This is a genomic window from Mycobacterium simiae, assembly GCF_010727605.1.
Taxonomy (GTDB): domain Bacteria; phylum Actinomycetota; class Actinomycetes; order Mycobacteriales; family Mycobacteriaceae; genus Mycobacterium; species Mycobacterium simiae.
Genome location: NZ_AP022568.1, coordinates 692,481 through 715,775, shown reverse-complemented (window position 1 = coordinate 715,775; position 23,295 = coordinate 692,481). Strand labels below are relative to the sequence as shown.

Sequence of the window (23,295 nt, the reverse complement as noted above, 5' to 3'; positions counted from 1 at the left end):
GGGCCCAGTCTGGCAGGGCCTAGACTCGGGCCAGCCGCCGGCTGGTCACCCGCAATTGGCGGTGGGTGCTGTCGGCGAGTCTGCGTGCCTGCTCGGCGTCCAACCGGCCGCACAACCGGTCCCAGTGCACTGCGACCTCGTCGCCGAGGGCCACCTCGGGCAGCGCGCTGTGCCCGTCGGCCCAGACGTCCACGGCGCGCACCGCCGGTTCGCCCAGCGCGAGACCGTCACCGTCGCAGACCAACCGCCGGCACCGTAATTCGACCGTGTCGCCGGTGCGGGAAATCACGGTGCCCCAAGCTATTCGGCAATTGTCCAGCACGTCCAGCGGATGCTGGTCGGCGCCCCGACCGAGAAATCGCGTCCACGGATAGACGCCGAAGACGTGGAAGCAGTGATTGCCGGCGGCCTCGCGGGCCAGGTCCGGCGTGAGGTGCGACCAGTAGTGCCCGGCCTGCGGGCCGATGATCGCCAGCAACGCCTCGAGGAACTGGGCCGGGTCCAGCGCTGCACCGATCCCGCCGCCCAGCCAATACGATTCGACGACCCGGTAGTCCAGCGGGTCGTCGATCCCGCTCAGGCTGGCCAGCACCCGCAGGTACGGCCAGGCTCCGGAGAACTTTGCCGCCGCAGCGCGTATCTCGGCGACCGAGCCGGCGCGCAATGTCGCTCCCAGTGGTGGCCCGCAGTAGCCCAGCGCGTTGGGCGCATGCGCGTAGCGGGCGAACATGTCCGCGCCGCGCCGGATCATCGTGTCGCTCAAGTGCGCCCCACAAGTTTGACGGCGTCTCGATGCATCCGGCCGAAGTTGTAGTAGGCCGCGCATGCGCCCTCAGGGGACACCATGCAGGTGCCGATCGGGGTCTCCGGCGTGCAGGCGGTGCCGAAAACCTTGCATTCCCAAGGCTTGAGCACACCCTTGAGGACCTCGCCGCACTGACAGGCCTTGGGGTCGGCGACCCGCACGCCCGGCATCGCGAAGCGCAGCTCTGCGTCGTATTCCGCGAAATCGTCGTGCAGCCGTAGCGCGCTCTGGGAGATGAAGCCCAGGCCGCGCCATTCGAAGTGCGGCCGCAGCGCGAACACCTTGCCCATCAGGGCCAGGGCGGCGGGGTTGCCGTGCTCGGGCACCACCCGCTGGTATTGATTCTCCACCTCGCAGCGGCCTTCACGAATCTGACGGAGTAGCATCGCGACCGACGCCAGGATGTCAAGTGGCTCGAACCCGGTCACTACCAACGGCTTTCGATATACCTCAGGAACGAACCGGTAGGGGCGATTGCCCACCACCGTCGACACGTGGCCGGGCCCGATGAAGCCCGACAGCCGCAGATCCGGTGATTCCAGGATCGCCTTGATCGGCGGGACGATCGTGACGTGGTTGCAGAACACGGTGAAGTTGGCCAGCCCCAGATCGCGCGCCCGCACCAGCGTGACCGCGGTCGACGGGGCGGTGGTCTCGAACCCGATTGCGAAGAACACGACGTGTTTGTCTGGGTTGTCGATCGCAACCTTCAGCGCGTCCAGCGGCGAGTACACGAAGCGCACATCGGCGCCGCGGGCTCTGGCGTCCAACAGACTTCCGTTCGATCCGGGCACCCGCATCATGTCGCCGAAGCAGGTGAAGATCACGCCCGGCTGCGCGGCCAGCCACATCGCGTCGTCGATGCGGCCCATCGGAATCACGCAGACTGGGCATCCCGGGCCGTGCACCAGTTCGACGGTGTCGGGCAACAGGTGCTCGATGCCGTGCCGGTAGATGGTGTGCGTATGCCCGCCGCACACTTCCATGAACTTGAAGTGTTCGCCGTCGGTCCCGGCCAGGTGCTCGATGGCCACGAGTAGCTTTCGCGCCGCGGCGGGATCTCGGAATTCGTCAACAAATTTCACGTCGATCCTCCTTAGCCGATCGCCGACGAGTCGAAGGCCGCCATCTCGGTGGCGTAGGCGTCGCCGAGCTTCTGGATCGCGGCCAAGGTGCGCATCGCCTCGGTCTCGTCGATCTTGGCCATCGCGAAGCCCACGTGGACCAGCACCCACTCGTCGGGGTCCGGCATGTCGTTTTCCAGCAGCCGCACGCTGATTGTCCGTTGCACGCCGCTGACGTCGACCTTCGCCAGATAGTTGGCGGGGTCGGTGATTTCGACGATTCGTCCTGGAATGCCAAGACACATGTGGCTGCACCTCCTTGCGGTCTGCGGCTCAGCAAATTCTCGGCAACGGGTCACCGACCAGCATGTCGACGATCCGGGTGCCGCCGAAACCGGTTCGCAGCACCACGCTTTCGACTGGTTCGGCGACGATTTCCCCTACTTCGGCGGCCTCGGCGCCCAACGGGTGCGACCGCAGCGCCCGCAGGCCGGCCTCGGCCTCCTCGGCCGCGACGACGGCGACGAACTTGCCTTCGTTGGCCACGTAGAGCGGGTCGATGCCGAGCAGCTCGCACGCGCCGGTCACGGTGGGTTGTACGGGAAGCCGTCGCTCGTCGAGCAGCACCCCGAAGCCGCACGCCTGGGCCAGCTCGTTGCACACGGTGCCGACCCCGCCGCGGGTGGCATCGCGCATCCAACGGGTTGACGGGGCCGCGGCCATCAGCAATTCCACCAGCGGGCCCAGCGAGGCGGTGTCGGAGCGGATGTCGGCGTCGATGGCCAGATCGCCGCGGGCCAGCATGACCGCCATGCCATGATCGCCCATCGTCCCGGAGAGCAGCAGTTTGTCGCCGACACGAATCGAATCGGCCGACAGCGTCCGCCCGGACGGAATCACGCCGGCTCCGGTGGTGGTGACGAACAGGCCGTCGGCGGCACCTGTCGGGACCACCTTGGTGTCGCCGGTGACGATCTGCACGCCGGAATTAGCCGCGGCCGTCGCCATATCGGCGACGATCTCTTTCAACTCGGCGATGGGGAAGCCCTCTTCGAGCACGAATGCCGCCGAGATCCAAGCGGGCACCGCGCCGGTCATCGCCAGGTCGTTGCAGGTGCCGTGCACGGCGAGGGCACCCACGGAGCCGCCGGGAAAACGCCTGGGCTGCACGACAAACGAATCCGTGGACATGGCCAGTCGCTGGCCACCGGGCAAGGTGAGCACCGCGCCGTCACCCAGTGACTCCAGCGCCGGGTTGCGGAACGCTTGCACAAACACGGCGTCCAGCAATGCCGCCGACGCTTTGCCGCCGGCGCCGTGCGCTAGTGTCACGTGATCGTCGAGCAACCGCGGCCGGCGCCGCCGGAATGACTCGATCCGCTCGATCACCTCGCCTTCGGCGAAGCGCGGTCCCGATGCCAGGTACTTGTTCACGCGGCCCCCACACCATGGTTGTCGAGCCGGTGGTGGACCGTCAGCCACAGCTGGTAACCGAGCAGCGCTTGCGATTCCTGGATCCGGTGCACACTTTGCGAATGAACGACGAAGCAGGCGTTCACGTTCGGGTTGTCCACGAAGGCGCCGCCGTCATAGCCGGCGAAACCGATTGTGTAGAGGCCACGTTGGTGCGCCTCGGCCAGCGCGGCGAGCAGGTTCGGCGAGTTGCCGCTGGTGGACATCGCGATCGCGACGTCGCCGGCCTTCGCGCGGGCGATCAGCTGGCGGGCGAACACCAGCTCGAATCCGACGTCGTTGCCCAAAGCGGTCACGATGGCCTGGTCGGCGGTCAGCGACCAGGCCGGCAGCGATCCGCCGGTCGGCGGCCGGGCGAACAAGCTCGCCAGGGTGGTGGCATCCGTACAGCTGCCGCCGTTTCCGAAGGTGAACATTCGCCCGCCGGCGGCGAAGCGGCGCGCCGTCTCGGCGCCCGCCTGCTCCAGCAGTTTCGCATTGGCCTGCAGGGTCGAGCGCCGCAACGCCAGGCTCTCGGCCGCCTTGGCCTGTGCTGATGCGGCCAGGTCGGCGAGCAGCGAGGGCGGGTCGCTCTCTTCGGCGTCGATGAAGGGGTAGAGGAAGTTGGTGGGTTCGTCGCTCATCACAGACCCTCCTGGATCTTGCTGATTGCCGTGCCCGCGTGCACCAGCACCAGGTCGCCGGCGGCGACCGGCTCGATCAAAGTCGTGATCACGTTCTGCACCCCGCGGGCCGTGCGGACCGCGGCCTGCCCATCGGTCGAGGGGCCCACGACCTCCCCCAGCCGGCCTTCGTCGCTGCAGGTGAGGCAAATGTCGTCGGCGCATTCGGGTTTGAGCAGCCCAGAGTGCTCGAAACAGACATGGGTGAGCTCCCACAGCAGGTGGTAAAACAGCACGAATCCGCCGGTTGCCGGCACCCGCGGATCGGGATCGTCGAGCCAGAGCACGTGATCGGCGGCACCGGCCGGCGGCCGGGTGCCGCTGCCGATCCAGATCGTGGTGGCTCCCCATGCCGGGGCCCGGCGCAGCACCGAACGTGCCTGCGCGTCATCGGCACCGGCAACGGCGATCACGACGTCGCCGGGCCGCACCGACACTCGCGCCAGGTCCACCAGATCCGGTCCGGTGAGCGCGACCGCCGGCAACGCCCGTTTGCCCATGATCACCGGGTGGACGAATTCGACCGCGATGTGCAGGGCATGCGGTTCCCAGGACGGGGCGATCGACCACATGGTGGCACCCGCGGCGAATCGCTTAGCCATGGTGAAGGCCGTGGCGGCCAGGTCGTCGGCTAGCTCGGCGGCCAGCCCGGCGCTCAGTCCGCGGTCGATCGCGGCGACGGGTGTCATGTCTTTGCCTCCTCGAGTGCGGTCAGCATCGAGATCACCGCCTGTCCCAACGCCAGTCCGCCGTCGTTGGGTGGCACCACGTGGTGGCTCAGCACCTCAAAGCCGTTGTTTCGCAGCAATTCCCGACATAGGCGTAGCAGCAGTACGTTCTGGAACACGCCGCCGGTGAGGCCGACCAGTCGGGTGGGCCCGGCCACCAGCGAGACTGCCTTCGCGACCGCGGCCGCGATCGCCCGGTGGAACGCGGCGGCGAGCCGCGCGGGTGGGGTACCGGCGTACAGCGCCGAGACCATCGTTTGGATCAGGGTGGTTGGGTCGATCATCCCGTTCGGACGGACCGGCAGCGGTAGCGAGGGAACGGGGCCGTCGGCGCGTTCGGCGAGTGCCTCGAGTTCGATGGCGGCCTGGCCTTCGTAGTCGACGCGGTGCCGCACCCCGAGCAGCGACGCGACCGCGTCGAACAGCCGCCCCACGCTGGAACACGGGACACATCCCGCACCGGTTTCCAATTGCGAGCGGATGAGCCGTAATTCATCCGGGGTGGCCGCGGCGACCGGTGCGAGATCGCCGCCGAAGTCGATGCCGGCGATCCATAACTGGGACAGTGCCGCCCGCCATGGATTGCGGATCGCCGCGTCGCCGCCGGGCAGTGGCGCCGGACGCAGGTGGGCCGCCCGCGCGAAGCGGTGGCTGTCCGGACCGAGGGTGAGAATCTCCCCGCCCCAGATGGTGTGATCGGGACCGTAGCCGGTGCCGTCGAAGGCCACGCCCACGACGGGTTCGCCGATGCGCCCGTGTTCGGCCAACAGCGACACGACATGCGCGTGGTGGTGTTGGATCAGATCCAGCGGCCTGCCGCCGCCGTGGCGCTCGGCCCAATTGCGAGTGTGATACCCCGGATGCAGGTCGGCCGCGAATCGTGTTGGGGTGCCGCGGATCTCGCTGAGTTGACCAATCGCCCGCTCGAATGCACGAACGGTCTCCCAGGTAGCCATGTCCCCGATATGACCGGACAGGTAGGCGAGCGCACCGTCGGTGAGACAGAAGGTGTTTTTCAGTTCCCCGCCCACCGCCAGGACGCTGGGGGCCCGGCGCCCGTCGATGCGCCCATCGAGGTTCAGATCGATCGGCAGCGGTGCGTAGCCGCGGGACCGGCGCAGCGGGAGTTCGCTGACTTCGTCGTCTTCCCTCACGACACGCACCACGGAGTCGTCACAGGGCACGTGAATGGGCCGATCGTGGTCGAGGAGCGCATCGCAGAGTTCCGGCAGCCTGGTCTCGACGTCGTCGTCGGTGAAGCAAATCGGTTCACCGCTGCGGTTGGCGCTGGTGAGCACTAACGCTTCCGGTGCCGCTTCGGCGCCGGGGCCCTCAGGAACTTCCGTCAACAGGAGGTGGTGGAGGGGGGAGTACGGCAGCATCAAGCCGAGCAGCGGGTGGCCCGGTGCAACGGCTTCGGCGACGGGTGCGTCCCGGCGGCGCCGCAACAACACGATCGGGCGAGCGGGGCTCGTCAGTACCGTCGCCTCGGTCGCGTCGAGATGGGCGTAGCGGCGTGCCGCATCGAGGTCGCGGACCAGCATGGCGAACGGCTTGGCGCCGCGCGCCTTTCGGGCGCGCAACGTGCCGACGGTTGTCTCGTCCTGCACGGCGCACGCCAGGTGATAGCCGCCGATTCCCTTGATGGCGACCACCGCTCCGGTCGCCAATGCCCGTTGTGCGGCCGCCAATGCCGGATCGGAGCCGGTCACCCGTCGGGTCCCGGCCGAGAACCACAGCGCGGGACCGCATTCGGGGCAGGCGATGGGTTGGGCGTGGAATCGGCGGTCGGCGGGATCGTGGTATTCGGCGGCGCACCGGTCACACATCGGGAACCCAGCCATCGTGGTGGCCGGGCGGTCGTAGGGTAGCTCGCGGATGATGGTGAATCGGGGCCCGCAGTTGGTGCAGGTGACGAACGGGTGCCGGTAACGGCGGTTACCCGGGTCGAACAGCTCGGCGACACACTCGTCGCACACCGCGATGTCGGAGGAGATGGGCGTCTTACCAATGCCGGTCGATGTACTGGCCACGATCCGAAATTGGCCGCCGCATGCCGGGTCGGTCATCAGGTCGGTCGACGTGACCGCGGTGAGGCGGGCCAGCGGCGGCGTATCGGCGGCGAGCCGGCGCACGAATTCCGCCACCTGGGGCCGTTCGCCCTGTATTTCGATAAACACTGCGCCGCAATCGTTTCCGACGAAACCGGCCAGGCCCAGCTCGTTGGCAAGCCGGTGCACGAACGGGCGGAAGCCGACCCCCTGGACAACACCGGTGACGGTGAGGCGCTGCCGGACGTGGCCCGTGGCGAGATCGGGCCGTAGCAGCAGGGGCGCGCCGGTCATCTCAGCCGCCCGCCGAGGGTGCGATTCCCCGACCCATCAACTCGAGACCCTCCATCGCCTGGTCGGCACCGGCGCGATCGGTCTTTTCGACCACGAAGCCCATGTGGATGATCACCCAGTCGCCGGGCGCGAACGTCTCCTCCGGCAGCATGCCGACATTGACCTTGCGCTGCTCGCCCGCGACGTCGACCAACGCGAGCTGGCCTTCGTAGCCGTCCAGCATCTCGATCACCTGACCCGGAATTCCCAGGCACATGTCAACACCCCTCGACGCTCGGGGTGGTAGACCGCAACGCGGCGACGATCTCCCCGACGGCCTGCGCGGCCCGTGGCACAGCCATGGCGACGGGCTCGGTGAGGCCGATGCCCTCCTCGACGCTGCCCGCCTCGCACCCCACGACCACGGTGTAGGGCGGTGTGCCGCCCAGCGCCCGCAGACTGGCGAACACCGCGGCGGGATTCATGCTGTGTCCGTCGAGACCGGCTGCCGCGCAACGGGAATCGTCGTGGTCCGCCTGGAACACGTGTAAGGTGCCCGGGTTGCCGCGATTGGGCACCGCGTCGACGAGCACCAAGCCGTCCCAGTCGTCGAGCAGGTCGTAGGCCAGGTGCATGCCGGAGATGCCGTAGTCGGTGACGCGGACACTGGGATCGTCGCGCGGCAACGCGGCGTTGCGGACCACTTCGGAGCCGAACCCGTCGTCGCCCAGAAAGATGTTGCCGATGCCAGCCACCAGGATTCGCGCTGTCATGACCGCCCCCGGTGCGGCTACATGCGCCTCAATTTCAGATAGCGGCGGGCATCTGGCAGCGATACCACCCCCAGCGCCAACGCGATCCCGACCGCCAGGGCGATCAGGGCGACGAATACCCAACCTACGATTTCCATGTCGAACTCCTTTCCGGGGCTGTGATGTCGTGCGCTGCTGCCAGCGGCTCGATCTCTTCGGGGGAGAAGTACAAATAGCGGCCGTACCAGTCGTGCAGGTCGGCGGCGGGGTCGTCGTCGACCACAACCCCGATGTGTTTGTTGCCCTCGACGTCCTCGTGCACCGACGTGACGCGTGCGGTCCGGCCGGCGACGAAGATGTCCTGTGCGTCAGCGTTGCGGCGTGGCCGCAGCCGAACCAGGCTGCCCCGGGCCACCCGGGTCCCGTGCACCAGGACGGCGTCCAGCTCGGGACGAACAGCGTTGTCGGCCAGCGGATCCCACCAATCGACGCTGTCGGGCACCGCGGGAATCAGGCCCGCGGCTGGGTCGCCGCGGTGCGGGTCGCGCAGCACGCCGTGCAGGCGTGCCATCGTCTCGGCTGACATCGCGTTGCACTGGTCGATGATCCGCGCAGCCCGTGGGTCGGTGGCCCGCGCCTGCGCCTTCTCGTCGTCGGTCATCGTCAGCACGCGCAGGGTCAGGATTTCGTCGATCTCGGTGCAGTCGTAGAGCGCGGTGTTACTCTGCTCGGCGACTTCGGGGTGGTCGTACAGAATGATCGGCGAGATCAGCAGCGTGTCCTGGCTGTCGGGCGGGCCGGCCAGGACGGGGAAGCAGCGGTGTTGGCGGCATCGGGACACCGCGTCGGCGGCCGCTGCCGGCGGCTCGAGCATCGAGACGAACCGGCCCCCGGTAACCACGGCGATCAGGTGGGTGCCGATCATCGACCGGGCGATCGCGTCGTCCTTGTCGAGTGCTGCGGGGCCGGAGTTGGTCAACCGCACCGATATCCTGCGCAAGGCGCCGTCGGCTTCGCTGGAGAGGGTGAGCTCGCCGCGAATCTGTTTGCGTTCGCGCACTAGGCGGCCGCCGCCGAGTGCTTCGATGTCGACCGCCGCGCCCGCCACAACCGGCGCAGTGCACGGCAGATCACCTAATGCGATTGGCCCGAACGAGCTCTCGCATTCGACGGCCTCATCCCAGGTCAGCCAGGACCCGGCCGGCGTGGTCAATTGCGCGACGGGTGTGAACCGCCCATCGGCTTCCTCGCGCTCGGCCCGCCGGTGTTGCAACTGCAAAAAACGCACCACCAGGGCGATCGCCTCGGCGTCCTCGACCAGGAACTGCGCCGCCAGGGCGTCGTCTTCGCCAAGGCCTGCCTCGCCCGCTCCAGGTGGCCCTAAAACGCCGAATTGCCAACGCGATTGATTCTTGGCGGACGTACCACGGTATGGGTACAGCAGGTAGCCCTCGTAGAGCACCGCGTCGGCGACGGCGCGGGCCCGGTCCCAGGTCGGCGTGGTCATACCCCGGTCCGTTCGGAGTCCAACAGCGAGGTGACCGCGCCGTCCAGGTCGAGCAAGCCTTGTGCGGACTTGTAGGCGATCAGTGCGGCGATGGTCTCGTGACCCAACCGCACCCAGCCCGAGTTGGGGAAGTGCTGTGCCATCAGCGCGCGCCAGACGTCGACCGGCATGTCGTAGCGGCACTCGCGGTCCCACGGCACCTGCCGGACCGAGAAGCCACGCCCTGACTTGACGAATATGGTTCCGCTGAACAGGAATTGCAGCGGTATCTTGCCGTCGCGCAGCGCGTGCAGATACTTGGCGGCCGCGACTTCGAAGTCGTAGGTGCATTCCAGCGCCAGGTCCACCGTGCTGTGGCCGGTGAACCCGGGCACCATAGCGGTGCAGTGCTGCCAAAGGAAGCCGTGCTGGGTGCTCGTCCAGCGCTCGCGCGGGCCGAACAGGTCGGTCAGTCCGGCCGCTTCCCCGTCGGTGTACGGGCGGCGCGCCGGCTCGATGCGCACCTGGCAGCGCAGCGCGATGGCGTGCACCGGGTCGTCGCCGTCGGCGGTCACGCCGACGCGGGCGGTGAGCACCGGGGTGACGGCATAGGGTTCGGGTGCGACGTCGAGCACCGTGAAGTTCACCTCGGTCATGGTGGTGTCCCGGGTGTTTCCGAAGCGCGGGCGTCGATCGCGGCGAAGAAGCCGTCGATGAAGTCACGCGCCTGTTGGCCGCCGTCGAACCCGCGCCACAGCAGCCGCAATCGACCGACGAACTCATAGCAGGCATCGATGGGGACGAGATACGTTTGCGGAGAACCTGATTCGGGTGCCCGCACCAGCAGCGCTTCGACGTCGTCGGTCAGCAGGTGCACCCGGGCGTCGGCGCTGCTGATGGCGTTCCAGGCGGCGAGGTCCAATTCGGACTCGCACGCCCCGGCCGGACCCGGGTAGAACGCGACGGTGCGCCGCAGCGCGGAGTTTCTGAAAAAGAATGCCACCCCGACGGGGATCTGCAGGGCGTCCCAGGTCTGCCGGTCCAGCGCGAAGTCCGGGAAGGCCAGATACCGGTCCGGCACCGCGCGATAACGCAGTTCGGCATCGACGTCGGTGAACAGCAGATAGCAGGCTCGGCACACGCACATTAGTTGGCGGCCGGCGACATTCACCACATGCTGATGCTCGTCCGCGATCAGCTCGGAGCACATTTCGCAGTGCTCGCCGGCCGGCTCGGGAACCGACCGCACCGCGGTGATGCGGGCCAAAACGTCGTAGGGACTGGTCATCTGCCCGCCCCCAGCGGTTCGGGCAGCGCGACCGAGGGCACTCCGTCGCGCACAAGCAGGGGGAGCGGGTCGAGGTGGGAACCGTTGGGCCCCGCACCCGCGTGCACCACGTCGAACTGCGTGCCGCAGCGTGGGCAGCCCAGCGTCGTATCGCGTAGCTGTGCCCCCGCCAGCGAGTCGTCGCACACCGGGCAGTAGTCGCGGTAGGCCAGCGGCAGGTCACCGAGCCTGCACACCAGCAGCGTGCTGCCCGAAACAAGGAACCCGGCCACGTCGCCGGGTTCGAGCCCGGCGACCTCGGGCACCGGATGCCAGCTCGTGGCGGTGGAATGGCGGTGGCCGTTGGAGCGTAGTGGGGCCAACAGCGTGTCGGCGGGGATAACGGTGGGGCGGGCCGCGGCTTCGGCGCCCACCACCTCGATCGTGGCAATCTCCGGCGCCGCGGCACGGATCGCGTCCTCGACGGCGAGCTCCAGCGTGGCCGCCGACGACGGGCAACTCTTGCAGCTTCCCCGGAACGCCAGCCGCACAACGCCGTCCGCGGTGACGTCGATCAACTCGACGTCACCGCCGTGTGAACCGAGGTAGGGGCGGACCCGGTCCAGGGCGTCCGACACCCGGCGGTCCACATTGTGCGGATGCAGGCCGTGGACAAGGAGCAGGCTGGCCACCAGGTCGTCGGTGGCCAGCCGCTCGGCTAGCTGTGGGCCGCCCAGCCGCAGGATCCGTTCCAGCCCGGCGCCGTAGAGCGCGACCACCTCACGAACCAGCTGTCGCGCGCGTTCGTGCGCGCCCGTGCCGGCCGCGGCGATCGAATCCAGGAGTGTCTGGATTCGATCGCCCGCCGTGCGCCACTGTGTTTCGCTGTCCGGGATCTCCGGGCGATCCACCTTCGCTCACTCCCCGGCAGGTGACTGCGTCGGCGTGTGCAGTCTCTCCAGGGTTCTGCCCTTCCCCAGATACATGTGCACACCGCACGGCAGGCAGGGGTCGAAGCTGCGCACCGTGCGCATGATGTCGATGCCCTTGAAGTTCTCCCGGCCGTTCTCCTCGAAGATCGGCTGGCCCTGCACCGCGTCCTCGTAGGGCCCGGGTGTGCCAAAGCTGTCGCGTGGGTTGGCATTCCACGGCGTGGGCGGGTAAGGGTGATAATTCGCGATCTTGCCGTCCCGGATCACCAGGTGGTGGCTCAGCACGCCTCGCACCGCCTCGGTGAAGCCGCAGCCGATCGCCTCGTCGGGCACCTCGAATTTCTCCCAGGTCTTGGTGCGCCCGGCGCGGATCTCCTCGAGCGCCTTCTCGGCGAAGTGCAGCGCACAGGCCGCGGCGTAGGCCTGGAAGTAGGTGCGCGCCCGGTCGCGTTCGATCGTGTTGCTGCCGTGCTGTGGGATCTTCCACTCCAGCTCGACCGGTCCCAACAGGGCGGTCTTGGGCAAGTTGATCTGCACGCTGCTGCCGGTCGCTTTGACGTAACCGATGTCGACCAGGCCGGCCAGGGCGGTCGCCCACAGCCGGGCCAGCGGACCGCCGCCGGTATCCAATGCCAGATGATCCTTGCCGTCGAACCAGCGCGGCGACATCACCCAGCTGTACTTGCCGCCATCCATGTCGCGCTTCTGCGGATGGGGGTTGGTGTGCTGGTTCCACGGGTGGCGCCGGTCCACGGCGTTGCCCAGCGGATCGGTCTTGACGAACGTTTCCTGATCCGTCCAGTCGTCGTAATATGAACTGCCCAAAAGGATTCGGATGCCGAGGTTGATGTCGACCAGCGAGTGGGTGACCAGCTTGCCGTCGACCACCACACCCGGGGTGACGAACATCGCGTTGCCCCAGCGTTCCATGTCCTGGTACTTGAAGTTGCATACCTCGGGGTCCTGGAAGGAACCCCAGCAGCCGAGTAACGTGCGGCGCAATCCGACGTTCTGGTAGCCGGGCAGCGCTTCGTAGAAGAAGTCGAACAGGTCGTCGTGCATGGGCACGACCTTCTTCATGAACTCCACGTAGCGCATCAGCCGGGTCAGGTAGTCGGTCATCAGCTGGATGGTCGCCACGGTGCCGACCCCGCCCGGGTACAGCGTGGAGGGGTGCACGTGGCGACCCTCCATCAGGCAGAACATTTCCCGGGTCCACCGGCTGACCTGTAACGCCTCGCGGTAGAACTCGCCGCTGAACGGGTTGAGTGAGCGCATGATGTCGGCGATGGTCCGGTAGCCGTGGGCGCCGGCCTGTGGGGCGGGGGTCTTCTCGGCCAACGAGAGCACGCTGGGGTTGGTTTCGGCGACCATCTTCTCGCAGAAGTCCACTCCGACCAGGTTTTCCTGGAAGATGTTGTGGTCGAACATGTATTCCGCGGCCTCGCCGAGGTTGACGATCCACTCGCCCAGGTGTGGCGGCTTGACGCCGTAGGCCATGTTCTGGGCGTAGCAGGAGCAGGTGGCGTGGTTGTCGCCGCAGATGCCGCAGATGCGGCTGGTGATGAAGTGGGCGTCGCGCGGGTCCTTGCCCTTCATGAAGATCGAGTAACCGCGGAAAATCGACGAGGTGCTGTGGCATTCGACGACTTGGCGGTTCTCGAAGTCGATCTTGGTGTAGATGCCTAGGCTGCCCACGATCCGGGTGATCGGGTCCCACGACATGTCGACGAGTTGACCCGGCTGCTGCTTGTCTTGCGTGGGCTTGGGAATGATGGTTGTCATCGCATTACTACTCTCTGCCCCAACGGCATGTGGCGTGAAGATCGCTGGAAAACTTGACGCACGCGCCGGCACCTACCAGGTGCGGCGTGCCCCGGTGGTGAGTTCAGTGCCCTTGTGGCGCCAGCGCGGTTCCTTGTCGACGGTGCGGGCCGTGATACCCCTCAAGCTGCGAATCACGGAGCCGTACAACCCGGACGCGGTGCTGGAGAGCTTGCCCCCCGGTGGCTCGTCCATGAACGGCATGAACTTGTCGGGGAATCCCGGCATCGTGCATCCGATGCAGATGCCGCCGACGTTCGGGCAACCACCGATTCCGTTGATCCAACCTCGTTTGGGCACATTGCACTTCACCACGGGGCCCCAACAGCCAAGCTTGACAATGCATTTCGGTGACCCGTACTCGGTGGCGAAATCGCCCTGCTCGTAATAGCCGGCCCGGTCGCAGCCTTCGTGGACGGTGTTGCCGAACAACCACTTCGGGCGCAGCGCATCGTCGAGCGGAATCATCGGCGCCTGACCTGTCGCCATGTAGAGCAGATAGGTCAGCGTTTCCGACAGGTTGTCCGGATGGATCGGGCAGCCCGGTACGCACACGATCGGAATGCCGGCCTTGCTCTGCCAGCCCCAGCCCAGATAATCGGGCACCCCCATCGCTCCGGTCGGATTGCCCGCCATGGCGTGGATCCCGCCGTAGGTTGCACAGGTGCCGACGGCGACGATCGCGGTGGCCTTGGGGGCAAGCCGGTCCAGCCACTCGCTGGTGGTCATCGGCTGGCCGGTCGCGGGGTCGTTGCCGAACCCGCACCAGTAACCCTCCTGCTTGATGTTCTCGTTCGGAATGGACCCTTCGACCACGAGGACGAACGGCTCCAGTTCGCCGCGGTCGGCCTTGAAGAACCATTGCAGGAAGTCGTCGGCGCCTCCGGTGGGGCCGCATTCGAAATCGATCAGGGGCCAGTGCACGGCGACTTTGGGGAGACCGGGAAGAGCTCCGAGGGCGATCTCCTCGACACTGGGCTGGGTGGCGGCAGTCAACGCCACCGAATCACCATCACAACTGAGGCCCGCATTGATCCAAAGGACGTGGATCAATGTTTCTTCCGCTTTGACTGCTGCTTCCGTTGGCATGCTGCAGCTTTCCGGGGCCGGGCTGGGCTCCTGGCGCTGCCGGAGTCGACCGTCGGCCCACTTGCGCAGCGTTGTTTCTGGGTCTACTCCCGCCCCTTGGAGTTGTCAACGGTCACCCCCGCCGCGATCGATCCCTGGCGCCCGTGGGCAAGGTAGGTGTCCACCTCGGCATCCAGTGGCGGCGTGCGGTCGATCTTGTTGAGCAACACCAGATCTCCATGCTCGCCGACGTCGAACTCGGCTGGGCGGCAAGCCCTTTCAGGAGACGTCCAGCGATGTCACCAGGAACTCGTCGCCGTGCAGCACCTGCACGTCGGAGCTGTCGCACTGCGGGCACCAAATCGACCACGTCGACGTGATCTCGGATTGCCGACCGCAGGAACGGCAACGCACCTCGGCGCCGACACACTCGAGTTCGAGCTCGGCGTCGGGCAGGCTCTGCGCGTCGCGGACCAGGGTCCAGCAAAACAACAACGACTCGGGGACCACTTGACGCAGCGCGCCGATCCGGACGCGGACCACATCGACGTGCCGCCCGTCCGCGTGGACCTTCACCACACCGGCGATCGCCTCGCACAGCGAGAGCTCATGCATCGCCGGCCGCCGGCGTCGGGGGCGGCCCCATACCGTTGTTTCTACTCCGCGCCAGCCGCGACGAATACCCGCAGCTTGCGCAGGGACAGCTACACCGTGCGCTCGGTGGCCGGCGCCCACTTCTCTTCGATGCGGCCGTAGCGCCAGATGAGCAGCGCCGCCACCCAGGTGAGCGCGAAGAGGCCGACGATGACGAAGCCGACGGTGTTCAGGTCGAGGCTTGCCACCCAGTCCCAAAACGGGCCGCGCCAGCCGAGCTGCTCGGCGAACAGGTCGATCAGTTCGATGCTGCCGATCAGCAGGGCGACCACCACCGAGAGTCCGGTGATGGTGATGTTGTAGTAGATCTTGCGCACCGGACTGGCGAACGCCCACCCGTAGGCGAAGTTCATGAACGAGCCGTCGATGGTGTCGAGCAGACACATGCCGGCCGCGAACAGCACCGGCAAACACAGAATGGCATACCACGGCAGCCCGGCTGCCGCGCTGGTACCGGCCAATACCAGCAGGGCGATCTCGGTCGCGGTATCGAAGCCCAGGCCGAACAGCAATCCGATCGGATACATGTGCCACGACTTGGTGATCGAGCGGGTGAAGCGGCCGAAGAACCGGTTGAGGAAGCCGCGGCTCGCTAACTGCTGCTCGAGTTCGGCCTCGTCGTAATGGCCGCGACGCAAGCGCAGAAACGTCCGCAGAATCCCGGCCAGCACCACCAGGTTCAGGGCGGCGATCAGGTACAGGAACACGCCCGAGATGCTGGTGCCGATCAGCCCGGTGTAGTGGTGCAGCGTGGACGAATCGTTCTCGACGGGCCCGACGACGGTCGTGGTGCCGATGGCCAGCAGCACCGCCAGCGTGAACACCACGGTGGAGTGCCCCAACGAGAAGAAGAACCCGACGCCAAGGGGGCGTTGCCCGTCGCCCATCAGCTTGCGGGTGGTGTTGTCGATCGCGGCGATGTGGTCGGCGTCGAAGGCGTGCCGCAGGCCCAAGGCATACGCGGTCACCCCGACGCCGATGCCGAATGCCTTGCCGCCCACGCTGAGCCGCGCCGGATCGACCAGCAGCAGCAGGGTCGCCCAGCCGACCAGGTGCAGCGCGACGATCAGGGTCAGCATCATTGCGACACGCCCCCACTCCGCGGCGCTCAGCGAGCCCTGCAGCTTGGCCAACCTGGTCTGCGGCGGGGCGAGGTCCGTGGTGGACATTCGGTCCTTGTGTGTTCAGGTGCGGTGCGGTTGCGGTGCGTCCTGCGGACGACGCCCATGACCTTAGGTTCGGGGACGAGATCGATGCAAGCGAGTTGCAGGAGCTTTGGCCTCTGAGGCTCCGAATACTGGCAATCCTGCGTAACCGGCGCGACACTGAACGGGTGACGTCCAACTCGTCGGCACTCGATCCCGTGGTTACCGAACGTATCGGCGAATTCCTGCGCGCCCGTGGGCTGCGGCGGATGGCATCGCGTATTCAGGTATTGGCCGTGCTCGAACCGGTCAATGGGCATCTGTCCGTCGCGGAGATTCACCAGCGGGTGCAGCAGTGCCTGCCCGCCGGCACCCAGCCCCCCGACCTGGCCACCATCTACCGAACGGTGACCACTCTGGTCGAGCAGTCGGTGTTACACGCGCTGACGCTGGACGGCGGCACCACAACCTATGGGCTGGCGACGGCCCCGCACCACCACGCGGTGTGCACCGAGTGCGACTCGATGATCGAGGTGCCCGCCCGGCAGCTGAGTTCGGCGCTCGAACACGCGATGGCCGGCAGCGCGTTCGCCTTGTCGGAGCGGGCGGGCCTGACGTTGCACGGCCTGTGCCCGGAGTGCCAGGACGTCGAGTCGGCGGGGCGGCGCTGAGCGCTCAGCGCAGCCCGAGCAGTGCGTTCTCCACTACTTCCGGTAGCGCCGGATGGATCCAGTACTGCCCGCGGGCCATCTCTGGTGCGCTGAGTCCGAAGCTCATGGCCTGGATCAACGGCTGGATGATCGACGAGGCCTGATAGCCCATGATGTGTGCCCCCAGCAACCGCCCGGTGCCGCGCTCGGCGATGAGTTTCACGATCCCGGTGGTGTCCTCCATCGCCCAGCCGTAGGCGACGTCGCCGTAGTCCTGAATCTTGGTCGAAATCTTGAAACCCTGTGCGATGGCTTCATTTTCGGTCAATCCCACGGAGGCGATCTGAGGGTCGGTGAACACGGCGGACGGCACGTAGCGGTGGTCGGCGACGGCCATCGCCGTGGTGTCGTCCCAATCGCACAGTAGGTTGTGCTGCACTACCCGCGCCTCATGGTTGGCGACGTGCTTGAGCTGGTAGTGCGAAGAGACATCGCCGAGCGCGAAAACCCCACGCGCCGTGGTGCGCTGGTGTTCGTCGACGACCACCAAACCGTCCTCGACGGTGACGCCGGCCTGCTCGAGGTTGAGTTGATCGGCGTTGGAGACCCGGCCGGTCGCCACCAGCATCGCGTCGGCGTGCACGGTGTGCCCGTCGTCGAGGTGCACCGCGACGCCGGACCCGTGATTCTCGGCGCCCACGACGTTGCGGTGGGTGTGCAGTTCCCATTTGCTCGACGCGATGCGGGTGAAGCGCTTGCACAGGACGTCGTCGCAATGGCGCAGCAAGGCGGAGCCGCGGACGATCAGGGTGACCCGCGCGCCAAGCGAGGAGAAGATGTGGGCGAACTCGGCCGCCACGAAACCGCCTCCGACGATCACCAGATGCGCCGGCAATTCGGCGATTCGCATGATGGTGTCGCTGGTGTAGTAGCGGGCACCGCACTCGAGAATCGCCGGGGGGATGACCGGCCGCGCCCCGGCGGCGATCACCACCTGGTCGGCGGCGAACTCCTCGCCGGCGTCGGTATGCAGCAGGTAGCGCCCGTCGTCCTGAACTGGTCCGAAGCGGGTGTGTTGTTTGTACACATCGATGTTGGGCGCGGAACTGCGATAGTCCTCGCCGCCGACCGAGATGGGATCGATGCGCCCGAAAATCCGGGAGACGATGTCGTCCCAGCGCACCCGCTCGATGCTGGCGTCAATGCCGTAGCGCGCCGCGTCGCGGATCGTCTGGGCGACCTCGGCCGCGTACACGAACATCTTGGTCGGGATGCATCCGACGTTGAGGCAGGTTCCGCCGAAGGTGCCCTGCTCGCACATCGCCACCCGCTTGTCGGCGAAGCGGTCATCGAGAATGCTGTTGCCCGAACCGGTTCCAATGATCGCGATGTCGTAGGTCTGCACGCCCTCACCCCTTTCCGAATGACGCGGGGACGTCGGCATCGTGGCCGCGCAGGTGGCCGGCCAGCCAGCCGTCCAGTTCCCGATAGGCGGCCTCGCGCGGCTGCGCCAACGACAGGAACACGTCGTGTTTGGCGTCGGCCACCGGGATGATGCTGCTACGGTTCCCGATGCAGCCCGCCCACCTGGCGATCTGGGTGACGTCGAGCACCGCGTCGCCGTGTTGCATGGCCGCGGCGTCCGCGCTTTCGGGCACGCTGTGGTCCGACCGCAGGATGAGGTTGGGCACCCCGACGTCGAGTCCACGGTGTAACCGGGCTTGGCCGCGACGCACGGCGTTGAGCCATCCCACGGTTATGGGAAAGCCGCCCAACGGTTTCCATTGCAGGTCGTATTCGAACTCGCCGTCGTAGTCGCGGTGCAGGGTAGTACCGTAACCGCCCTTGCTCGACGGCCGGACCACGCTCTTGGCGCGCAGCCGCGACAGCCCCGCGATCATGGCCGAGGTGAAACCCAGCCGCAGGATCGCGGGGCCGTGCAGATCCAGGAAGGGGCTGTTGAGGACCAGCCCGGCGATGAGGGCGTGCGCCTTCGGGTTTCGTTGTCGCAACCGGTCGAGCCACAGCGACACGATCAGGCCACCGGCCGAGTGGCCGTAGATCAGAACCTTCGGGTCGTTGCCGGCCTGCGCGGTGATGAGAGACAGGGCGCGTTCGAGTTCGGTGTCGTAATGCGCGAGATCGGTGATGAAATGCGGGGTCTGGCCGTCGCGGCGCGACCGGCCGCACTTCTGCAGGTCTAGCGCATAGAAGGCGAAGCCGCGGTCGGCGAAATGATCGGCCAGCGCGGTGTTGAAGAAGTAGTCGGTGTAACCGTGAACCGCGAGCACCGCATGCCCGACGCCGCCGGCAGCGCCGGGTTGGGGCCCGCGTCGAATCAGGGTTGCGACGATGTCGCCCTCGCCGGCGGGATCGGCTCCCAGCGCAATGGTGTTCTGCCAGTAGCCAGGTAGGACGTCGGGCACCCAGCCAGTCACCAGGTCAGCTTAGCCTGGCGGTCGCTTTTGCTGATCCGGGCCGGTGCAGGTCGTTTCCGACCGCGTGCCCGGGATAACCTGAGGGACGGCACGGCTCAGGGAAGGATCAACGTTCGGGTGTCAGAGTCAACGGCGCGCACCGACGTCGCGCTGGTCGGTGCCGGCATCATGAGCGCCACCCTGGCCGCGTTGCTCAGGCTGCTGGAGCCGCAGTGGTCGATCACCCTGGTCGAACGGCTTGACGCCGTCGCCGCCGAAAGCAGCAGTCCCTGGAACAACGCCGGCACCGGCCATGCCGGACTGTGCGAGATGAACTACACACCCGAGCGTGGCGGTTCGATAGACATCACCAAGGCGGTGTTGATCAACGAGCAATTCCAGGTGACCCGTCAGTTCTGGGCTTATGCGGTGGAAAACGGCGTCCTCACCGATCCCAGCTTTCTCAACGCCGTGCCGCACGTCAGTTTCGTGCGGGGCGCCGACGGGGTGGACTATCTGCGACGGCGTCGGCAGGCGCTGGCCCACAACCCGTTGTTCGCCGAGACCGAGTTGATCGTTGATGCCGACGAGTTTGCCCGCCGGCTCCCGTTGATGGCCGCCCAACGCGACTTCTCCGAGCCGATTGCGCTGAACTGGGCGCCCGAGGGCACCGACGTCGACTTCGGTTCGCTGGCCAAGCAGCTCGTCGGCTTCTGCGTGCGGGGCGGCGCCACCACGCTATTCGGTCACGAGGTCCGCAACCTGACCCGAAACGGCGATGGCAGCTGGACCCTGCAGATGCTCGACCGGCGCACCGGCGAAAAGCGCAAGCTGGACGCGAAGTTCGTGTTCATCGGTGCGGGCGGCGACGCGTTGCCCCTGCTGCAGAAGTCCGGCATCAACGAGGTCAGGGGGTTCGCCGGCTTCCCGATCGGCGGGCGGTTCCTGCGCACCGACAACCCGGCGCTGACCGCCGAGCACCGGGCCAAGGTGTACGGCGTCCCCGCACCCGGTGCGCCGCCGCTGGGGGCGCTGCATCTTGACCTGCGATTCGTTAACGGCAAGTCGTGGCTGGTCTTCGGGCCCTACGCGGGCTGGTCGCCGAAATTTTTGAAGCACGGCCACGCCAGCGATTTGCCCCGATCGGTGCGCTGGGACAACGTGGTGTCGATGCTCGGTGCCGGCATGACCCAGACGACGCTGATCGCCTACCTGCTCCGCCAGCTGCGACTGACCCGCGCCGACCGACTGCGGGCACTACGCGAATTCGCTCCCGGCGCGGCCGATCCGGATTGGGAACTGACGGTCGCCGGTCAGCGGGTGCAGGTGATCAGGCCGGCCGAAAAGAAGGGCGGAGCGCTGGAATTCGGCACCACTGTGGTGGGTTCGGCCGACGGCAGCATCGCCGGCCTGCTCGGCGGCTCGCCGGGGGCCTCGACCGCCGTGCCGATCATGCTCGACGTGCTCCGGGGGTATTTTGCCAATCGCTATCAGGCCTGGCTGCCCAGGCTCAAAGAAATGGTCCCCTCGCTGGGGACACAGCTGTCCCAGGAGCCCAGGCTCTATGACGAGGTGCGGTCGTGGAGCGCCCAGGCACTACAGTTGAATGCCTTATGACACGCGGCGTCGACGATGCAGAGCGCAGCGATGCGCAGGAGAGACGCTGATGACGCGCGGCGTCGACGATGCAGAGCGCAGCGATGCGCAGGAGAGACGCTCATGACAGAAGCGCTCCGCCGCATCTGGGCCAAAGACCTTGACGCACAAACGCTTTACGAGCTGCTCAAACTGCGGGTCGAGGTGTTCGTGGTCGAACAGGCCATTCCGTATCCGGAGCTGGATGGGCGCGACCTACTCGCCGAAACCCGGCACTTCTGGCTGGAAACGCCCGACGGCGAGGTGATCTGCACGTTGCGGCTGACGGAGGAGCATGCCGGCGGTGAAAAAGTGTTCCGGATCGGGAGGTTGTGCACCAAACGCAGCATGCGCGGACGGGGACATACCACCCGGCTGCTGCAAGCGGCCCTGGCCGAGGTCGGGGACTACCCGTGCCGGATCAACGCGCAGAGCTACCTGGCCGACATGTATGCCCGGCACGGGTTTGTCCGCGACGGCGACGATTTCCTCGATGACGGTGTGCCGCACACTCCGATGCTGCGGCCCGGTTCCGGGGTGGCGGACCAGCCATGAGGCCCTATCCGTTTAGCGCGATCGTCGGCCAGGACCAGCTGCGGCTGGCACTGCTGCTGTGTGCGGTGCGACCCGAGATCGGCGGTGCGCTGATCCGCGGCGAAAAGGGCACCGCCAAATCGACGGCGGTGCGCGGGCTTGCCGCGCTGTTGTCCGCGGCGACGGGCAACGGCACCGGCGGGGGACTGGTCGAAATGCCGCTCGGCGCAACCGAGGACCGGGTGATCGGGTCGCTGGATCTGCAGAAGGTGCTGCGCGACGGCGAGCATGCGTTCGCACCGGGGTTATTGGCGCGGGCCCACGGCGGCGTGCTCTACGTCGACGAGGTCAACCTGCTGCACGACCACCTCGTCGACGTCCTGCTCGACGCCGCGGCGATGGGCCGGGTGCACATCGAACGCGACGGCATATCTCACACTCACGAGGCCCGCTTTGTGCTGATCGGCACGATGAATCCGGAGGAGGGCGAGCTGCGTCCGCAGCTGCTCGACCGATTCGGGCTCACAGTCGATGTTCAGGCGTCGCGTGACGTCGACGTACGGGTGGAGGTGATCCGGCAACGGATGGCCTACGAGGCCGACCCGGACGGGTTCGCCACCCGTTACGCCGCCGACGAAGCCGAACTGGCCCAGCGGATCGCGGCGGCGCGTGCACTCGTCGAAGACGTGGTGTTGCCGGACAACGAATTACGCCGCATCGCGACGTTGTGCGCCGCGTTCGACGTGGACGGGATGCGTGCCGATCTGGTGGTGGCCCGTACCGCCACCGCGCACGCCGCGTGGCGGGCAGCGACGCGCGTCCAGGAACAGGACATCCGGGTGGCGGCCGAATTGGCGCTGCCACACCGACGCCGCCGTGACCCGTTCGACGATCCGGGCATCGATCCCGACCAGCTCAGCGAGGCGCTGCAGCGGGCGGGCGAAGAACCCGAGCCTGACCCCGAGCCACCCGGCGGCGGACACCCAGCCGGTGACCGTGCAGCACAACAGAATTCGCAACCAGCTGCGCCTAAGGCGCAGGTGCCGAAGACGCGGCCCAGCGCCCCGCCGTCCAAGACGTTCCGGACCCGGGCGCTGACGGTTCCCGGCGTGGGTGAAGGAGCGCCCGGACGAAGGTCGCGCGCCCGCAATCGATCCGGAAGCGTGGTGGCCGCGGCGGACGGCACCGACGCCGACGCGCACGGGTTGCATCCGTTCGCCACGGTGCTGTCGGCCGCCGAGCACGCCGGGGGCGGTCCGCTGCGCATCCGCGCCGATGACGTGCGGCGGGCGATTCGGGAAGGGCGCGAAGGCAACCTGGTGATTTTCGTGGTCGACGCGTCGGGGTCGATGGCTGCCCGGGATCGGATGGCGGCGGTCAGTGGCGCCACCCTGTCGCTGCTGCGCGACGCCTACCAACGCCGGGACAAGGTCGCCGTGATCACGTTCCGCCAAGACCAGGCGCGGGTGCTGCTGCCGCCAACGTCGTCGGCGCACATCGCCGCGCGCCGGCTGGCCCGCTTCGACACTGGCGGGCGGACACCGCTGGCCGAGGGACTGCTCGCGGCGCGGGAGCTGATCGTGCGGGAGCGGGCGCGCGACCGGGTACGCCGCCCGTTGCTGGTGGTGCTCACCGACGGCCGCGCCACGGCGGGCCCAGATCCGTTGCACCGCAGCAGAATAGCTGCCTCTCGACTGGTTTGCGAAGGCGCGGCAGCGGTGGTCGTGGACTGCGAAACATCATATGTCCGGTTGGGTTTGGCCAGCCAGCTCGCCCGTCATCTCGGTGCGCCGACTGTCCGATTGGAGCAGTTGCACGCCGACCAGCTGACGCAAGCGATACGCGACGTCGCCTAGCCGGCGGGCAACGACAACG

The 23,295-nt window shown here is 67.3% G+C and carries 25 protein-coding genes; 4 read left to right on the top strand and 21 right to left on the bottom strand.

All coding sequences use genetic code 11. The annotated features are described in order from the left end of the window. Positions 1-19: 19 nt before the first annotated feature. From G6N33_RS03265 to nicT, 19 genes are all read right to left on the bottom strand, one after another. The gene (locus G6N33_RS03265; protein WP_179962697.1) at positions 20-730 is read right to left on the bottom strand and encodes a DUF6390 family protein; all 711 of its coding nucleotides are present in this window, start codon (positions 728-730) and stop codon (positions 20-22) included. Positions 731-759: 29 nt separating this feature from the next. Continuing rightward, on the bottom strand, positions 760-1,890 hold the full coding sequence (hypD, locus tag G6N33_RS03260) for a hydrogenase formation protein HypD (protein WP_044510840.1): 1,131 nt from the start codon (positions 1,888-1,890) through the stop codon (positions 760-762). An 11-nt stretch (positions 1,891-1,901) separates the two neighbouring features. Beyond that, a complete protein-coding gene (locus G6N33_RS03255) occupies positions 1,902-2,174 on the bottom strand; it encodes a HypC/HybG/HupF family hydrogenase formation chaperone (RefSeq protein WP_044510842.1) in 273 nt (90 codons plus the stop codon). Between the two features lie 28 nt (positions 2,175-2,202). Then, positions 2,203-3,303 carry a hydrogenase expression/formation protein HypE gene (gene hypE, locus G6N33_RS03250; protein ID WP_081662243.1) on the bottom strand — a complete coding sequence of 367 codons (1,101 nt, stop codon included), beginning with the start codon at positions 3,301-3,303 and terminating at the stop codon, positions 2,203-2,205. Continuing rightward, a complete protein-coding gene (locus tag G6N33_RS03245) occupies positions 3,300-3,965 on the bottom strand; it encodes a D-sedoheptulose-7-phosphate isomerase (protein ID WP_044510844.1) in 666 nt (221 codons plus the stop codon). Before G6N33_RS03245 ends, hypE begins: the two co-directional genes overlap by 4 nt. Then, on the bottom strand, positions 3,965-4,693 hold the full coding sequence (locus G6N33_RS03240) for a HypC/HybG/HupF family hydrogenase formation chaperone (RefSeq protein ID WP_044510845.1): 729 nt from the start codon (positions 4,691-4,693) through the stop codon (positions 3,965-3,967). The genes G6N33_RS03245 and G6N33_RS03240 overlap by 1 nt, the downstream gene beginning before the upstream one ends. After that, the gene (hypF, locus tag G6N33_RS03235; RefSeq protein WP_101528315.1) at positions 4,690-7,077 is read right to left on the bottom strand and encodes a carbamoyltransferase HypF; all 2,388 of its coding nucleotides are present in this window, start codon (positions 7,075-7,077) and stop codon (positions 4,690-4,692) included. The genes G6N33_RS03240 and hypF overlap by 4 nt, the downstream gene beginning before the upstream one ends. 1 nt (position 7,078) lies before the next feature. Continuing rightward, on the bottom strand, positions 7,079-7,333 hold the full coding sequence (locus G6N33_RS03230; protein ID WP_044510850.1) for a HypC/HybG/HupF family hydrogenase formation chaperone: 255 nt from the start codon (positions 7,331-7,333) through the stop codon (positions 7,079-7,081). Position 7,334: 1 nt separating this feature from the next. After that, positions 7,335-7,829: a hydrogenase maturation protease gene (locus G6N33_RS03225; protein ID WP_044510851.1), complete on the bottom strand. Its 495-nt coding sequence runs from the start codon at positions 7,827-7,829 to the stop codon at positions 7,335-7,337. Positions 7,830-7,846: 17 nt separating this feature from the next. Then, positions 7,847-7,966, bottom strand: coding sequence for a DUF6893 family small protein (locus G6N33_RS27945; protein ID WP_372513418.1), 120 nt, complete (start codon positions 7,964-7,966; stop codon positions 7,847-7,849). Next, positions 7,954-9,315: a hypothetical protein gene (locus tag G6N33_RS03220; protein WP_044510853.1), complete on the bottom strand. Its 1,362-nt coding sequence runs from the start codon at positions 9,313-9,315 to the stop codon at positions 7,954-7,956. The genes G6N33_RS27945 and G6N33_RS03220 overlap by 13 nt, the downstream gene beginning before the upstream one ends. Then, positions 9,312-9,950 carry a DUF6084 family protein gene (locus tag G6N33_RS03215; protein WP_044510854.1) on the bottom strand — a complete coding sequence of 213 codons (639 nt, stop codon included), beginning with the start codon at positions 9,948-9,950 and terminating at the stop codon, positions 9,312-9,314. The genes G6N33_RS03220 and G6N33_RS03215 overlap by 4 nt, the downstream gene beginning before the upstream one ends. Beyond that, positions 9,947-10,582 carry a DUF5947 family protein gene (locus G6N33_RS03210; RefSeq protein ID WP_044510856.1) on the bottom strand — a complete coding sequence of 212 codons (636 nt, stop codon included), beginning with the start codon at positions 10,580-10,582 and terminating at the stop codon, positions 9,947-9,949. The genes G6N33_RS03215 and G6N33_RS03210 overlap by 4 nt, the downstream gene beginning before the upstream one ends. Continuing rightward, positions 10,579-11,472, bottom strand: coding sequence for a NifU family protein (locus G6N33_RS03205; protein ID WP_101528314.1), 894 nt, complete (start codon positions 11,470-11,472; stop codon positions 10,579-10,581). Before G6N33_RS03205 ends, G6N33_RS03210 begins: the two co-directional genes overlap by 4 nt. Positions 11,473-11,478: 6 nt before the next feature. Beyond that, positions 11,479-13,278 (bottom strand): nickel-dependent hydrogenase large subunit, encoded by a 1,800-nt coding sequence (locus tag G6N33_RS03200; RefSeq protein ID WP_044510857.1) that lies wholly within the window; start codon positions 13,276-13,278, stop codon positions 11,479-11,481. Between the two features lie 72 nt (positions 13,279-13,350). Further along, on the bottom strand, positions 13,351-14,406 hold the full coding sequence (locus G6N33_RS03195; protein ID WP_044510859.1) for an NADH-quinone oxidoreductase subunit B family protein: 1,056 nt from the start codon (positions 14,404-14,406) through the stop codon (positions 13,351-13,353). An 83-nt stretch (positions 14,407-14,489) separates the two neighbouring features. Continuing rightward, entirely contained in the window at positions 14,490-14,615 is a 126-nt protein-coding gene (locus G6N33_RS27710; RefSeq protein WP_269210877.1) for a hypothetical protein, read from the bottom strand. Positions 14,616-14,664: 49 nt separating this feature from the next. After that, the gene (locus G6N33_RS03190; RefSeq protein ID WP_044510861.1) at positions 14,665-15,000 is read right to left on the bottom strand and encodes a hydrogenase maturation nickel metallochaperone HypA; all 336 of its coding nucleotides are present in this window, start codon (positions 14,998-15,000) and stop codon (positions 14,665-14,667) included. Between the two features lie 89 nt (positions 15,001-15,089). Beyond that, positions 15,090-16,208, bottom strand: a complete 1,119-nt coding sequence (nicT, locus tag G6N33_RS03185) for a Nickel transporter NicT (protein ID WP_044510863.1) — start codon at positions 16,206-16,208, stop codon at positions 15,090-15,092. 164 nt (positions 16,209-16,372) lie between these two features. On the opposite strand from nicT, the gene G6N33_RS03180 reads away from it, so the two are divergent. After that, complete coding sequence (locus G6N33_RS03180) at positions 16,373-16,855, top strand: Fur family transcriptional regulator (protein ID WP_044510864.1); 483 nt, start codon at positions 16,373-16,375, stop codon at positions 16,853-16,855. A gap of 4 nt (positions 16,856-16,859) precedes the next feature. Here G6N33_RS03180 and mtr read toward each other — a convergent pair whose 3' ends face one another. Further along, positions 16,860-18,239, bottom strand: a complete 1,380-nt coding sequence (gene mtr / locus G6N33_RS03175; RefSeq protein WP_101528313.1) for a mycothione reductase — start codon at positions 18,237-18,239, stop codon at positions 16,860-16,862. A 4-nt stretch (positions 18,240-18,243) separates the two neighbouring features. Next, positions 18,244-19,272, bottom strand: coding sequence for an alpha/beta hydrolase (locus G6N33_RS03170; protein ID WP_231382608.1), 1,029 nt, complete (start codon positions 19,270-19,272; stop codon positions 18,244-18,246). A gap of 168 nt (positions 19,273-19,440) precedes the next feature. Here G6N33_RS03170 and mqo point away from each other — a divergent pair, with 168 nt between their 5' ends. The 3 genes from mqo (at position 19,441) to G6N33_RS03155 (ending at position 23,276) form a co-directional block, all read left to right on the top strand. After that, entirely contained in the window at positions 19,441-20,868 is a 1,428-nt protein-coding gene (gene mqo / locus G6N33_RS03165) for a malate dehydrogenase (quinone) (RefSeq protein ID WP_044513157.1), read from the top strand. Between the two features lie 102 nt (positions 20,869-20,970). After that, a complete protein-coding gene (locus tag G6N33_RS03160; RefSeq protein ID WP_044510870.1) occupies positions 20,971-21,441 on the top strand; it encodes a GNAT family N-acetyltransferase in 471 nt (156 codons plus the stop codon). After that, on the top strand, positions 21,438-23,276 hold the full coding sequence (locus tag G6N33_RS03155; RefSeq protein WP_044510872.1) for a magnesium chelatase subunit D family protein: 1,839 nt from the start codon (positions 21,438-21,440) through the stop codon (positions 23,274-23,276). Before G6N33_RS03160 ends, G6N33_RS03155 begins: the two co-directional genes overlap by 4 nt. The last annotated feature ends 19 nt before the right edge of the window (positions 23,277-23,295 follow it).